This is a genomic window from Pseudomonas sp. Irchel 3E20 (genome assembly GCF_900187645.1).
Classification (GTDB): Bacteria; Pseudomonadota; Gammaproteobacteria; order Pseudomonadales; family Pseudomonadaceae; genus Aquipseudomonas.
Genome location: NZ_FYEE01000007.1, coordinates 137,770 through 151,469 on the forward strand (window position 1 = coordinate 137,770; position 13,700 = coordinate 151,469).

General features: G+C 64.2%; 13 protein-coding genes. 6 read left to right on the forward strand and 7 right to left on the reverse strand.

What is annotated here, in order from left to right; all coding sequences use genetic code 11:
* The first annotated feature begins 13 nt into the window (after positions 1 to 13).
* Entirely contained in the window at positions 14 to 1,348 is a 1,335-nt protein-coding gene (locus CKW13_RS14955) for a DEAD/DEAH box helicase (protein WP_095109398.1), read from the forward strand.
* Between the two features lie 128 nt (positions 1,349 to 1,476).
* Here the strand turns inward: CKW13_RS14955 and CKW13_RS14960 are convergent, their stop codons facing one another.
* Complete coding sequence (locus tag CKW13_RS14960; protein ID WP_176465115.1) at positions 1,477 to 2,742, reverse strand: TIGR03862 family flavoprotein; 1,266 nt, start codon at positions 2,740 to 2,742, stop codon at positions 1,477 to 1,479.
* A 213-nt stretch (positions 2,743 to 2,955) separates the two neighbouring features.
* The gene (locus CKW13_RS14965) at positions 2,956 to 3,876 is read right to left on the reverse strand and encodes a histone deacetylase (RefSeq protein WP_095109400.1); all 921 of its coding nucleotides are present in this window, start codon (positions 3,874 to 3,876) and stop codon (positions 2,956 to 2,958) included.
* Between the two features lie 76 nt (positions 3,877 to 3,952).
* Between CKW13_RS14965 and CKW13_RS14970 the strand changes: the two genes are divergently transcribed.
* The 3 genes from CKW13_RS14970 to CKW13_RS14980 all read left to right on the forward strand — a co-directional run bounded on the left by CKW13_RS14970 (position 3,953) and on the right by CKW13_RS14980 (position 6,081).
* Positions 3,953 to 4,522 carry a GNAT family N-acetyltransferase gene (locus tag CKW13_RS14970; RefSeq protein WP_095109401.1) on the forward strand — a complete coding sequence of 190 codons (570 nt, stop codon included), beginning with the start codon at positions 3,953 to 3,955 and terminating at the stop codon, positions 4,520 to 4,522.
* 105 nt (positions 4,523 to 4,627) lie between these two features.
* Entirely contained in the window at positions 4,628 to 5,497 is an 870-nt protein-coding gene (gene tesB / locus CKW13_RS14975; protein WP_095109402.1) for an acyl-CoA thioesterase II, read from the forward strand.
* Positions 5,494 to 6,081, forward strand: a complete 588-nt coding sequence (locus CKW13_RS14980; RefSeq protein ID WP_095109403.1) for an HAD family hydrolase — start codon at positions 5,494 to 5,496, stop codon at positions 6,079 to 6,081. The genes tesB and CKW13_RS14980 overlap by 4 nt, the downstream gene beginning before the upstream one ends.
* A 141-nt stretch (positions 6,082 to 6,222) precedes the next feature.
* Here CKW13_RS14980 and CKW13_RS14985 read toward each other — a convergent pair whose 3' ends face one another.
* The gene (locus CKW13_RS14985; protein WP_095109404.1) at positions 6,223 to 7,107 is read right to left on the reverse strand and encodes a neutral zinc metallopeptidase; all 885 of its coding nucleotides are present in this window, start codon (positions 7,105 to 7,107) and stop codon (positions 6,223 to 6,225) included.
* Positions 7,108 to 7,381: 274 nt separating this feature from the next.
* On the opposite strand from CKW13_RS14985, the gene CKW13_RS14990 reads away from it, so the two are divergent.
* Positions 7,382 to 8,059, forward strand: a complete 678-nt coding sequence (locus CKW13_RS14990) for a TetR/AcrR family transcriptional regulator (protein ID WP_095109405.1) — start codon at positions 7,382 to 7,384, stop codon at positions 8,057 to 8,059.
* A 320-nt stretch (positions 8,060 to 8,379) separates the two neighbouring features.
* On the opposite strand, the gene trmA is transcribed toward CKW13_RS14990, so the two are convergent.
* The 3 genes from trmA to CKW13_RS15005 form a co-directional block, all read right to left on the reverse strand.
* Positions 8,380 to 9,459, reverse strand: coding sequence for a tRNA (uridine(54)-C5)-methyltransferase TrmA (trmA, locus tag CKW13_RS14995; protein WP_095109406.1), 1,080 nt, complete (start codon positions 9,457 to 9,459; stop codon positions 8,380 to 8,382).
* Positions 9,456 to 10,751, reverse strand: coding sequence for an NCS2 family permease (locus CKW13_RS15000; RefSeq protein WP_095109407.1), 1,296 nt, complete (start codon positions 10,749 to 10,751; stop codon positions 9,456 to 9,458). The genes trmA and CKW13_RS15000 overlap by 4 nt, the downstream gene beginning before the upstream one ends.
* Before the next feature lie 395 nt (positions 10,752 to 11,146).
* A complete protein-coding gene (locus tag CKW13_RS15005) occupies positions 11,147 to 11,434 on the reverse strand; it encodes a hypothetical protein (protein WP_095109408.1) in 288 nt (95 codons plus the stop codon).
* Between the two features lie 334 nt (positions 11,435 to 11,768).
* Between CKW13_RS15005 and CKW13_RS15010 the strand changes: the two genes are divergently transcribed.
* Positions 11,769 to 12,221 (forward strand): DUF4879 domain-containing protein, encoded by a 453-nt coding sequence (locus CKW13_RS15010; RefSeq protein ID WP_095109409.1) that lies wholly within the window; start codon positions 11,769 to 11,771, stop codon positions 12,219 to 12,221.
* On the opposite strand, the gene CKW13_RS15015 is transcribed toward CKW13_RS15010, so the two are convergent.
* Positions 12,218 to 13,450 carry an MFS transporter gene (locus CKW13_RS15015; protein WP_095109410.1) on the reverse strand — a complete coding sequence of 411 codons (1,233 nt, stop codon included), beginning with the start codon at positions 13,448 to 13,450 and terminating at the stop codon, positions 12,218 to 12,220. The genes CKW13_RS15010 and CKW13_RS15015 overlap by 4 nt on opposite strands.
* Positions 13,451 to 13,700: the final 250 nt, after the last annotated feature.

Consider the following 13,700-nt stretch of genomic DNA (forward strand, 5'->3'; position numbering starts at 1 on the left):
TACGGTATCCCCCATGACTTTCGCCACCCTTGGCCTGATCGAACCCTTGCTGCGCGCCCTTGAGACGCTCGGTTACCAGACTCCGACGCCGGTGCAGGCGCAAGCCATTCCGGCGGTGCTGGCCGGGCGCGACCTGATGGCGGCGGCCCAGACCGGCACCGGCAAGACCGCCGGTTTCGCCGTGCCGCTGTTGCAACTGCTGGCCATGGAAGGGCCGAAAGTCACGGCCAACTCGGTGCGTGCGCTGATCCTGGTGCCGACCCGCGAGCTGGCCGAGCAAGTTCACGAAAGCGTGCGCCAGTACGCCGAACACCTGCCCCTGAGCACCTACGCGGTGTACGGCGGCGTCAGCATCAACCCGCAAATGATGAAGCTGCGCAAAGGCGTGGACCTGTTGGTGGCCACCCCCGGGCGCCTGCTCGACCTGTTCCGCCAGAACGCCCTCAAGTTCAACCAGTTGCAAACCTTGGTGCTGGACGAAGCCGACCGCATGCTCGACCTGGGCTTTAGCGAAGAGCTGTCGAACATCTACCGCGTGCTGCCGAAAAAGCGCCAAACGTTGCTGTTTTCCGCGACCTTCTCCGATGCCATTCGCCTGCTGGCCGGGCAGATGCTCAACGACCCGCTGAGCATTGAGGTCAGCCCGCGCAACGTCGCCGCCAACACCGTCAAGCAGTGGGTGGTGCCGGTGGACAAGAAGCGCAAACCGGAACTGTTTGTGCACCTGCTGCGCAAAAACCACTGGAAGCAGGTGCTGGTGTTCGCCAAAACCCGCAACGGCGTGGATGCGCTGGTGGAAAAACTCCAGGGCCTGGGCGTGAATGCCGACGGCATCCATGGCGACAAGCCGCAAGCCACCCGGCAACGGGCGCTGGACCGCTTCAAGGCCAGCGAAGTGCAGATCCTGGTCGCCACCGACGTCGCGGCCCGTGGCCTGGACATCGAGGACTTGCCGCTGGTGGTCAACTTCGACCTGCCGATCGTCGCCGAAGACTACATCCACCGCATCGGCCGCACGGGCCGCGCGGGCGCCACGGGCGAAGCGATTTCCCTGGTGTGCGCCGATGAAGTGAACCTGCTGTCGGCCATCGAAATGCTCACCCGCCAGACCCTGAACCGCCATATGGAGCAGGATTTTGAGCCGGAACACCGGGTGCCCGACACCGATGCCAGCGGCCAGGTTGTGAAAAAACCGAAAAAGCCGAAAAAACCCAAGGCTTCCGGTGGCGGCAAACGCAACCTGGGCAAATGGGTGGACAGCGGCGAAGTGGCGGCGGACGTCCCGGCGATCAAGCCTGTGCGCAAGGTGCCGGTATTCAACACCGGGCCGCGCAAGCGCAAGCCTTGAAGGTGTGAGTGCAGGCGCGGCGACGTTTTTTGTGGGTGTGGGCCTGCTCGCGATGGCGGGGTAGCCGTCAAATCCTGCTGGGCTGACCCACTGCTATCGCGGGCAGGCTCGCTCCCCAGCGGTTTGCTCTACAGAGTGGTCGCCTCCACACCGCTTTGGAGCCCTTGGTTCAGCCACCCCAGCAGCCCCAACCCCGCCGCCCGACCGCTGGCGAAGCAGGCCGTGAGCAGGTAGCCGCCGGTGGGGGCTTCCCAGTCGAGCATCTCGCCGGCGCAGAACACCCCCGGCAGCGCCGTGAGCATCAGGCTTGGGTCCATCGCCTCGAACGGCACGCCTCCGGCGCTGCTGATGGCCTCGTCCAGCGGCCGGGTTTTCACCAGCCTTAAAGGCAACGCCTTGATCGCCGCGGCCAGCCGCGCGGGGTCATCGAAGGCTTCTTTGGGCGCCAGTTCGCGCAGCAACGCGGCCTTGACCCCATCGATCCCCACTTGGCTGTGCAGGTGCTTGCTCATCGAGCGCGAGCCCCGGGGCCTGGCCAATGCCGCTTCGACCTGGCCCTGGGCTTTGCCGGGCAACAAGTCGAGGTGGACGGTGGCGGCGCCATCACGGTTGATGGCTTCGCGGATCGGCGCCGAGAGGGCATAGACCAGGCTACCTTCGATGCCGCTGGCGGTGAGCACGCATTCGCCCAAGCGCGGTAAGTCGTCGTTAAGGCCCATGGCGATGTTTTTCAGCGGCGCCCCGGCGAATTTACTCACGAGTAATTCGCTCCAGGCCTGCACGTCAAAGCCGCAATTGCTCGGCTGCAACGGCGCCAGCGCTACACCGCGTGCCGCCAGCAGGGGCACCCAGGCGCCATCGGAGCCCAACCGCGCCCAACTGCCGCCGCCCAGGGCCAGCAACAGGGCATCGCTGTGCAGGCGTGTTTCGCCGTCGGGGCCCTGCAGGCGCAGGCTGCCGTCGGCATTCCAGCCGAGCCAGCGCTGGCGGGTGTGGATCGTCACGCCTTGCTCGCGCAGGCGCTTGAGCCAGGCGCGCAGCAGCGGCGCGGCTTTCATGTCGGTGGGGAACACGCGGCCGGAGGTGCCGACGAAGGTTTCTATGCCCAGGTCGTGGATCCACTGGCGCAAGGCGTCGGCGCCGAACTCGCGCAGCAGCGGCGCGATCTGCGGTGCGCGCTCGGCATAGCGCGACAAAAACGCCGGGTAGGCTTCGCTGTGGGTGATGTTCATGCCGCCGACGCCGGCCAGCAGGAACTTGCGCCCCACCGAGGGCATGGCGTCGTACAGGTCCACCCGCACCCCGGCCTGGCTCAGGACTTCGGCCGCCATCAACCCGGCGGGGCCGCCACCGATGATGATGGCGTGGCGAGAAGCGGAGGCGGCGTGGGTCATGGCGTGGGCTGCGGTTTGGCAAAAGAGGGCGGCCATTCTACCTGAGCCCTTGGGTAAAAATCGGCGGGGCGCCAGATTGGTTGGGGGGGCTGCTACAGGGGTGGTTGAAAAATGTACAGAGGGTTGTGAGGCGTGCTGGCTGTGGGGTGTAGAAGCTTTCGCTCAGGTTATCCACAGGCCGCTCCACAGGCATTGTGGGTAACCGCCCACAGCTCAGTGACAACCTGATGACGTCCACACCCGTTGGGCGCTGTGGTGCAGGATGCCGTGGCGCCGGGCCAGGGCCTGGCGGTCTTTGCTGTAGCCGCCGCCGATCACCCCGACCACTGGGATGTCGCGGCCCAGGCAATGGCGCAGTACGGCTTCGTCGCGGGCGGCGACTCCGGCGTCGGTGAGTTTCAGGTAGCCCAGGGCGTCGTCCTGGTGCACGTCCACGCCGGCGTCGTACAGCACCAGATCCGGTTGGTAGAGGGGCAGCAGGTAGTTGAGGGCATCGTCCACCACTTGCAGGTAGGCGGCGTCGCCCATGCCCATGGGCAGGGGGATGTCCCAATCGCTTCTGGCCTTGCGTGCGGGAAAATTCTTTTCGCAGTGCAGGGAAACCGTCACCGCATCTGGGGTGTCTTCCAGAATGCGCGCCGTGCCGTCGCCTTGGTGCACGTCGCAGTCGAAGATCAATACCCGCCCAACCCGGCCACTTTCCAGGAAATAGCGGCTGATGATCGCCAGGTCGTTGAAGATGCAGAACCCCGCCGGGTGGTCGTAGTGGGCGTGGTGGGTGCCGCCGGCCAGGTGACAGGCCATGCCGTGTTCCAGGGCCTGTTCGGCGGCCAGGAGGGAACCGCCCACCGCGCGCACGGTGCGCCGGGCCAGGGCTTCGCTCCAGGGCAGGCCGAGGCGTCGTTGGTCTTCGCGGGACAATTCGCCGCCCATGTACCGTTCGATGTAGGCCGGGTCGTGGGCCAGGGCCAGAATATCCGCTGGGCACAGCGCCGGGCGCAGCAGGTCGGCGTCCCGGGTCAGGCCGCTGTCGACCAGGTGATCGCGCAGCAGGCGGAATTTGTCCATGGGGAAGCGGTGCTCCGCCGGGAATTCAGGGCTGTAGTCGTCGTGGTAGATCAGCGGCAGGGGCATGGCTATTTCATGGCGTGAAAGAGTGAAGGATCCTACCAGCGATGTAGACTCGCAGCATGCAAACGGAGGGGGCACGATGGAGCCGATACTGCAACTTGAGAGCGCCCGCTTGGTGATGCGCCAGTTTCGTGACGAGGATTTGGCCGATTTTGCGGCAATGAGCGCCGATCCCCAGGTGATGCGTTACTTTCCGGCGCCGTTGTCGCGCCTGGAAAGCGCGGCGTTGATCGGCCGGGTGCGCGGTCATTTCGCCGAGCACGGTTATGGCCTGTGGGCCCTGGAGCGCAAGGACAACGGCGCGTTTATCGGTTTTACCGGGTTGGGCGTGGTGGGGTTCGATGCGCCGTTCACCCCAGCGGTCGAAATCGGCTGGCGCCTGGCCCGCGAGCATTGGGGGCTGGGCTATGCCAGCGAAGCGGCGTGGACCGCTCTGCGCTGCGGCTTTGACCGCTTGGGGCTGAAGCAGGTCGTGGCCTTCGCGACCCGTGCCAACGAGCCGTCGCAAAAAGTCATGCAGGCCATTGGCATGCACCACGACCCGGACGGCGACTTCGCCCACCCGCGCCTGGCCAGCGATGACCCGCTGCGTGACCACGTGCTGTACCGCATCACCCGTGAACAATGGCTGCAAACCTTGCATGGCTAAGCCCGGCGGGATGTTTACAATGTGCCATCAATTGGCCCGAGCCAAGAACCGTGTCGGCCGCCGCAGCCAAGACTGCGCGGTAATGCCTGTGTGAGGAGTGTTTGAATGAGCCATGTGTTGGAAGATCTGGTGGACTTGCTGACCCTGGAACCCATCGAGGAAAACCTGTTCCGTGGCCGTAGCCAGGATTTGGGCTTCCGCCAGTTGTTCGGTGGCCAGGTGCTGGGCCAGTCCCTGTCGGCGGCCAGCCAGACCGTAGAAGAAGCGCGCCATGTGCATTCGATGCACGGCTATTTTTTGCGCCCGGGCGACGCCGCGTTGCCGGTGGTGTACCAGGTTGACCGGGTGCGCGACGGCGGCAGCTTCAGCACCCGCCGCGTCACCGCGATCCAGAAGGGCCACCCGATTTTCACTTGCAGCGCTTCGTTCCAGTACGACGAAGAGGGCTTCGCGCACCAGTTGCCGATGCCCACGGTGGTCGGCCCGGAAAACCTGCCCTCGGAGCTGGAAATCACCCAGCAGCGCGCGCACCTGATCCCCGAGCACATGCGCGAAAAATTCCTCTGCCCCAAACCCATCGAAGTGCGCCCGGTGTCCGAGGCCGACCCGTACAACCCCAAACCGGGCGACCCGATCAAGTACGTGTGGTTCCGCGCCGACGGCGCCCTGGCCGACCTGCCGGCCCTGCACAAATACCTGCTGGCCTACGCCTCGGATTTCGGCTTGCTGACCACCTCGCTGCTGCCCCACGGCAAATCGGTGTGGCAAAAAGACATGCAAGTGGCCAGCCTCGACCATGCGCTGTGGTTCCACGCCGACCTGCGTGCCGATGACTGGTTGCTGTACGCCATGGACAGCCCCTGGGCCGGCAACTCGCGCGGGTTTTCCCGGGGCAGCGTATTCAACCGCGCCGGGCAACTGGTGGCGTCGGTAACCCAGGAAGGCCTGATCCGCCACCGCAAGGACTGGGCATGAGCCTGGCCGGGGTGCGCCACTGGGTGTTCGACATGGACGGCACCCTGACCATCGCTGTGCATGATTTTCCGGCGATACGCGTGGCCCTGGGCATCCCGGCGCAAGACGACATCCTCACCCACCTCGCCGCGTTGCCCGCCGCCGAGGCTGCGGCCAAGCACGCCTGGTTGCTGGAACACGAGCGTGAACTGGCCCTGGGCTCGCGCGCCGCGCCCGGCGCGGTGGCGCTGGTGCGGGAACTGGCCGGGCGCGGCTGCCGCCTCGGCATCCTCACCCGCAACGCCCGTGAGTTGGCCCACCTCACCCTGCAAGCCATCGGCCTGGCCGACTGTTTTGACCCCGCCGACGTATTGGGCCGCGAAGACGCAAGGCCCAAGCCCGACCCAGAGGGATTGCTGAAACTGTCCCAGGCCTGGGACGTGGCGCCTGCGGCGATGGTGATGGTTGGCGACTACCGCTTCGACCTCGACTGCGGCCGCGCCGCCGGCACCCGCACCGTGCTGGTCAACCTGCCCGACAACCCCTGGCCAGAACAGACCGACTGGCATGCGCGCGACTGCGCGGCGTTGCAGCGGATGCTCTAAACCCTGGGGCCGCAACCCTGTGGGAGCGGGCCTGCCATTCCCCTGTGGGAGCGGGCTCTGCCCGCGATGGTGCTTTCAAGACCGCCATCGCGGGCAGGCCAGGCCCCCATTGGGGCCGGGTACAGAGGCCTGCTTTACCGGCTACAAACTTTTGGCGGCAAAGGTATCGCACTGGCTGATCTGGCCCTGGGCGAAGCCGGTTTTGAACCAGCGCACGCGCTGGGCCGAGGTGCCGTGAGTGAAGGAGTCGGGCACCACGCGGCCCTGGCCTTGTTGCTGGAGGCGGTCGTCGCCGATGGCGTTGGCGGCGTTGAGGGCTTCTTCGATGTCCCCTGGTTCCAGCCAGTTCAGGCGTTTTTGCGCACTGAAGGCCCATACCCCGGCCAGGCAGTCGGCCTGCAACTCCTGGCGCACCAGCAACCCGCCATCGCCTTGTAGGTTGCGGCCCTGTTGCCGCGCGGCCTGGATCTTGGCCGAGACGCCGAGCAGGGTCTGCACGTGGTGGCCGACTTCGTGGGCGATCACATAGGCCTGGGCAAAATCGCCGGCAGCGGCGAAGCGCTGGGACATTTCGCGGAAGAAACTCAAGTCCAGGTACACCTTCTGGTCCGCCGGGCAGTAAAACGGGCCGGTGGCCGAATTGGCGAAACCGCACGCCGAGTTCACGCCATTGCTGAACAGCACCAGGGTGGGGTGCTGATACTGGCGCCCGGCCTGCTGGAAGATCTGGTCCCAGGTGTCCTCGGTGTCGCCCAGGATCGAGCGCACGAATTCGGCCTGTTCATCGTTGGCCGGCGGGGCCTGGCGGGTCTGGGAGGTGGCGGGGGCCGACTGGTCCATTTGCCCGGCCAGTTGGCCAAGGATCTGCATCGGGTCCTGGCCGGTGATCCAGCCGATGCCGACGATCAGCACGATGGCCGTCAGGCTCAGGCCCTTGCCGCCGCCAAAGCGCATCCCGCCCCCGCCGCCCCCTTCGCCACGGGCATCGACCACGTTGTCGCTGCGGCGGCCTTTTTTCCAGAGCATGGGGCGATCCTCTTGTTTTGATGTGGGATGAGTGTTGCTGGTGAGTAGGATAGTTGCCAGTCCGGTCGTCCGGCATTTCCGCGCACGTTACCATTCCCGCCGCGAATGTCACGGGCCCCGAGAAATATTCAAACTCCATGGCTGGCGCACCCAGCGGCCGCAGTTGTATGAGATTCGTAACCGCGAAGGTAAAGGTGCCGCCCGGCGCCTTCCTTCGCCGCCGCCTCCCGGCCCATAATCGCCGCCCTGTGCAGTGATGACCGGGAGCCTAAGAATGACAACAACCTCAGAACTCTCCGCAGTGGCCCAGGCAACTGACGTGCAGCCACGCAAACCCCGCAAGAACAACCCCGAAAAAACCCGCGAGAACATTCTCCAGGAAGCCATTGTCGAGTTTGTTCAGCAGGGGCTTTCGGGGGCGCGGGTGGACGCCATCGCCGAGCGCATCCACACCTCCAAGCGCATGATCTATTACTACTTCGGCAGTAAGGAGCAGCTCTACATCGAGGTGTTGGAGAAGGTCTACGGCGATATCCGCAACACCGAGGGCGCGCTCAACCTGTCGCAATTGGGGCCGCTGGAGGCAATCCGGCGCTTGGTGGAATTCACCTTCGACCACCACGACCACCACACCGATTTCGTGCGCATCGTCAGCGTGGAGAACATCCACCACGCCGAGTACGTAAAGCAGTCCGACGCCATCAAAGCGATGAACCATTCGATGCTCACGGCCCTGGGCGAAGTGCTGGCCAGGGGCGTGGAACAGGGTGTGTTCCGCGCCGGGCTGACGGCGCTGGACGTGCACCTGCTGATTAACTCGTTCTGTTTTTTCCGCGTGTCGAACCGCTACACCGTGGGCGAGATCTTCCAGCTCGACCTGGCCGCCGAGGCCATCAAACAGCGCCACCGCGAGATGATCTGCGAGTCGGTGTCGCGCTATTTGCTGGCGTAGTTTTGTGTAGCGGTTCTAGGCAGTAGCCGGGTGGGGGGCTGGAAGTCTTTGGGGCGCTCGTTGTGGGAGCAACTGTCTTACCCCCTACCGCTCGTCAACGCCATTGCGTGCCGCCATCGCGAGCAGGCTCGCTCCCACAGAGGAAAAATGAAAATCCCACCCGCATCACAGTTCAACTGTGGGAGCGGGCCTGCCCGCGATGGCGATGTACCTACCCACATAGATGTTGTGTGTGCTGCCGCTATCGCGGGCGAGCGGAGCGCCGCCCGGCCCGTTCCTACACAAACGCCCAAATACCCATGCGCCTTCAGGGGGCGAACTCAGCGCCGCGTTAGCAGGACTCCGGATTCCATGTGATGGGTCCAGGGGAACTGGTCGAACAGGGCGCAGCGGGTGATGCGGTGGGTGTCGTGCAACTGGGCGATGTTGGCCGCCAGGGTGTCGGGGTTGCACGAGATATAAAGGATGTTGTCGAAACGCCGGGTCAGTTCGCAGGTGTCCGGGTCCATGCCCGCGCGCGGCGGGTCGACGAACACACTGCCAAATTCGTAGCCCTTGAGGTCCACGCCGTGCAAGCGGCGGAACGGGCGCACCTCGTTCAGCGCCTGGGTCAGTTCCTCGGCGGATAAACGCACCAGGGTCACGTTATCCACCGCGTTGTCGCGCAGGTTGTTGAGCGCGGCGTTGACCGAGGTCTTGCTGATCTCGGTGGCCAGCACGTTGCGCACCCGGGTGGCCAGCGGCAGGGTGAAATTGCCGTTGCCGCAATACAGCTCCAGCAGGTCGTCGCTGCGCTCGCCCAGGGCCTCGAAGGCCCAGTTGAGCATCTTCTGGTTCACGGTGCCGTTGGGCTGGGTGAATGCGCCTTCGGGTTGTTGATAACTGAAGGTGCGGCCGCCGACGTCCAGTTGCTCGACCACAAAGTCGCGGCCGATCACTTCGCGCTTGCCCTTGGAACGGCCGATCACGCTGACCTCCAAATCCGCCGCCAGTTGTTGGGCGGCCACTTGCCAGTGCTCGTCCAGGGGGCGGTGATAGCACAGCGTAATCATCGCGTCGCCCGCCAGGGTGGTCAGGAACTCCACCTGGAACAGCTTGTGGCTCAGGGCGTGGCTGGCTTGCCACGCGGCCTTGAGCTTGGGCATCAGTTCATTGATGCGCAGGCTGGCGATGGGGAAGTCTTCGATCAGGATCGGCGTGCGCTTGTCTTCCTGGGAAAACATCGCGTAGTGGCGCTGGCCGTCTTCGCGCCACAGGCGAAACTCAGCGCGCAGGCGAAAGTGCGCCAGCGGCGAGTCGAACACCAGCGGCTCGGGCGCCTGGAACGGGGCCAATAGGTCACGCAGGCGCGTGACCTTGGCTTCGAGTTGAGCGGCGTAGTGGGCGGCGTCGACAGTCATGCGTTAAACCAACCCAGCTTGACCACGAACAGGATCGACAGGATCACCAACGCCGGGTTCAGCTCGCGGCCACGGCCGGACAGCAGTTTGATCGCCGTCCAGGCAATGAAGCCGAACGCGATGCCGTTGGCGATGGAGTAGGTGAACGGCATGGCCAGGGCGGTGATGACCACCGGGGCGGCGACGGTGATGTCGTCCCAGTCGATTTCCGCCAGGCCCGAGGTCATCAGCACGGCGACGAACAGCAGCGCCGGCGCGGTGGCGAAGGCGGGCACGCTGCTGGCCAGTGGCGAGAAGAACAGCGCCAGCAAAAACAGGATGGCCACGACGATCGCGGTCAGGCCGGTACGGCCACCGGCGCTCACGCCCGCCGCCGACTCGATGTAGCTGGTGGTGGTCGAGGTGCCCAGCAGGGAGCCGGCCATGGCCGCGGTGCTGTCGGCGATCAGGGCGCGGCCCATTTTCGGCATGTGGCCGTCCTTGCCCATCAACCCGGCGCGTTTGGCGACGCCGATCAGGGTGCCGGAGTTGTCGAACAGGTCGACGAACAGGAAGGCGAAAATCACGCTGACCAGGCCAATGTCCAGCGCGCCTTTGATGTCCAGTTGCAGGAAGGTCGGCGCCAGGGACGGCGGCATCGACATCACGCCGCCGAATGGGGTGAAGCCCAGGGCGATGGAGCTGAGGGTCACCGCGAGGATGCCGATCAGCACCGCGCCGCGCACTTTCAGCGCCTCCAGGGCCACGATCAGGACAAAGCCCAGGGTGGCGAGGATCGGCGCCGGTTGCTTGAGGTCGCCCAGGCCCACCATGGTGGCCTGGTTGCTGACCACGATCCCGGCGTTGTGCAGGGCGATCAGCGCGAGGAACAGGCCGATACCGGCGGCAATCGCCGAACGCAGCGGCAGCGGAATGCTGTTGATGATCCATTCACGGATGCGAAAGATCGACAGCAGGAAAAACAGCACCGCCGAAATAAACACCGCCCCCAGCGCCACTTGCCAGGTGTGGCCCATGTGCAGCACCACGGTGTAGGTGAAGAAGGCGTTCAGGCCCATGCCCGGCGCGAGCGCGATCGGGTAGTTGGCGATCAGGCCCATCACGGTGGAACCGATGGCCGCCGCCAGGCAGGTAGCGACGAACAACGCGCCCTTGTCCATGCCGGTCTCGCCGAGAATGCTCGGGTTGACGAACAGAATGTAAGCCATGGCCAGGAAGGTGGTGAGGCCCGCCAGAATCTCGGTCCGCACGTTGGTGTTGTGTGCCTTGAGTTGAAACAGCCGTTCCAGCATGTCCGCTCCCCGTGGCGCGCCTTGCGCCGTGAATGTATCGACCTCAACAGCAAAGCACAGACTGCTTGAAACGCCTGTGGATTTTATGTGGGCCGGAAAAAGCCGCGCATCATACCAGCCCGATAGCGAGATGGCTGCTGGTAGTTGCCAACGGCTGTGGGCGGGAAAAGTCGATTGTCCGACAGGAATATTCGTAGGGGGAGTGTTTTTGTGGCGGTAAAAAGTCAAAAAAGATGCGGCCCGGCGTAAAGGTTTAGTTCATTAGTTGAATGAGCCTGAATGGGTCGCGAAAGCAGATGAGTTCGCGGGGTTAATGATGTTTTTGGTAAATAGGCGGGTAACGATCGGTTGACCGCTTATTGAACATGTATTAACGGGTCGCTGGAATGGCTGGCTCAAACTTTGGGCGACTTATGCAAATGCTCGAATGGTTTTTCCGTGGTTTCATACTGTTTCTTCGATGCCAGGTACTCCGGCGTTTGCTGTGTGGCAAGCAGGGGCGAGGGTGCGTTGACTGCCTTTGGTGCGGCTTTGTTGTGCTCGGCCTTGAGCGGTGGTGAGGTGGACAGTTGGGTTTGCAGGACTTTCTTGAACTCGCTGGCGGTTTCTTTGCTGGGCCTTTTGTAGTGGGCGCCGTTGGACGCAAGTGCATTTAAAAAAAGATTAACGCCGGATGGGCACATGGCTTTATTCCTTTTATTGGGTTAACTGCATGTTGGCCGGTATGGCAACAGCAGAGGTAGAGCAATGGCTATGCCGGGCGGTTAATTAAGTTGTGTTTTTGGCTTTTAAGTTGAAAGTTATTTAATTCAATTGACGGTTTGCCGATGTTTTTGTGGTCCGCTTCTTTGACGGTTGTAGTCGCCGTATGGGGCGTTTGTCGGTTGTGTTTAAGGGCGGTGGGCAGCGGCAAGCGGTCGCCGGGCACCAGGCAAACCCCTGTCGCCGAGTAGCAAGCGGGTTTGGTTTGCCGGGGAGGGGCGGGCATACTGCCATGATGTTTTCTGGGGGCAGTTGATGAACAGCATCAGGCAGTGTTTAGGCGCGATGGCCCTGGCAGCCACGGGGTTATGGGTGTCGGTGGCGGTGGCTGCCCCGGCGGCGCCGTTGAGCCATCTACAGATTTTACGGGTCGAGTCGCCCGCTTGCGGCTTCGAGGACGTTTCCGATGGCCGCGGGCAAACCCGCTGTGACCATGGTGGGGGCTATATCCGGGTGTACGTGATCGAGCAGGGCTACGGCCGTGGCGCCGTGGTGACATTGGACGGCGCCGAGGTGGATGGCACCCGTTCGCCGGTGTGTGCCGACGCCCGGGACAAGCTCGGCGAATGCCCGGTCTCGGGCGCCAAAGTGGTGGGTTACTTGTACGTCATGGACCTGTCGGGCGCACGCGGGGGCAGTTTCAGCTTCAGCAATACGTCTATCAATGTGCCGGGTAATACCCTGTCGGCCGAGCTGTATATCCGCTAACCGTTGTGCTCTTCGTGCATGCGGTCGCGGTTGGCCAGGCCCGGGAACAGCTTGATCCACACCCCGGTCACCACCAACGTGCCGACCCCGCCCAATACCACGGCGGGCACGGTGCCCAGCCAATGGGCGGTGACGCCGGACTCGAATTCGCCCAACTGATTCGACGCGCCAATAAACAACCCGTTGACCGCGCTGACCCGCCCGCGCATTTCGTCCGGGGTTTGCAATTGCACGAATGAGGCGCGGATCACCATGCTAATCATGTCCGCCGCCCCCAACACCACCAGTACCGCCAGGGAAAACCAGAACGAGGTAGAAAGGCCGAACGCGATAGTGGCCACGCCGAACACGCCAACGGCGGTGAACATGATGCGCCCCACCTTGCGCTCCACGGCAAAGCGCGCCAGCCACAGCGACATCAGCAGCGCGCCCACCGCCGGCGCCGAGCGCAACAGGCCCAGGCCCCAGGGGCCGGTGAGCAAAATGTCCTTGGCGAACACCGGCAGCAGCGCGGTGGCGCCGCCCAGCAGCACGGCGAACAGGTCCAGGGAGATCGCCCCGAGCACATCCGGGCGGCTGCGGATAAAGCGGATCCCGGCCAGCAGCGAATCGAGGGTGGCTTTGCCCGTGTGCAGCGCCGCTTGGCGTGCGGGCAGGTTGAGCATCAGCAGGCAAGCAATCAGGTACAGCAGCACGGTTGGCCCGTACACCCAGACACTGCCCAGGGCATAGAGCAAACCGCCCACGGCCGGGGCGACGATGGTCGCCGATTGCTGCGCCGACTGCGCCGCCGCCACCGCCCGGGGGAACAGCGCCGCTGGCACGATGCTCGGCAGCAATGCCTGGGTGGCGGGCATTTCAAAGGAGCGCGCGGCGCCGAGGGCGAAGGCCAGGAGGAAGATCATTTCCCGGGTGACGCTGTCGGTGAGGCTGCCCACTGCCAGCGTCAGGGCGATCAACGCCTGCAACGACTGGCACAGCGCGGCGATCTTGCGCCGGTCATAGCGGTCGGCCACATGCCCGGTGTGGAGCATGAACAGCACCCGCGGCGCGAACTCCACCAAACCGACCCAGCCCAGGTCCATCACGTTGCCGGTCAGTTGGTAGAGGTTCCAGCCAATGGCCACGGTGAGCATCTGGAAACCGCTGGCGGTAAACACCCGGGCCAGCCAGAACGCGAGAAACGGGCGATGGTGACGCAGCAACAACACAGGGGCGTGGGAGGACATCGACGGGCCGGCCTGGACGAGGGGAGGGGCAGATTATCATCAACCTGTAACAAATAGTTGCTGCGCCGGGGCCTGCACAAACCGGTGGGGCGAAGCGCGTTGGCCTCTTTGGCGCGCGCAAAGTACCCAGCCATCAGGGCGGAACCTTCAGCCGCCCCACTTTAAAAACCTATATCGCCCCCGAAACCACCCAAAACCGCACACCCAGTCAGGTCGATACCCATGCTCATCGTGGGCGAGCCCGCTTCCA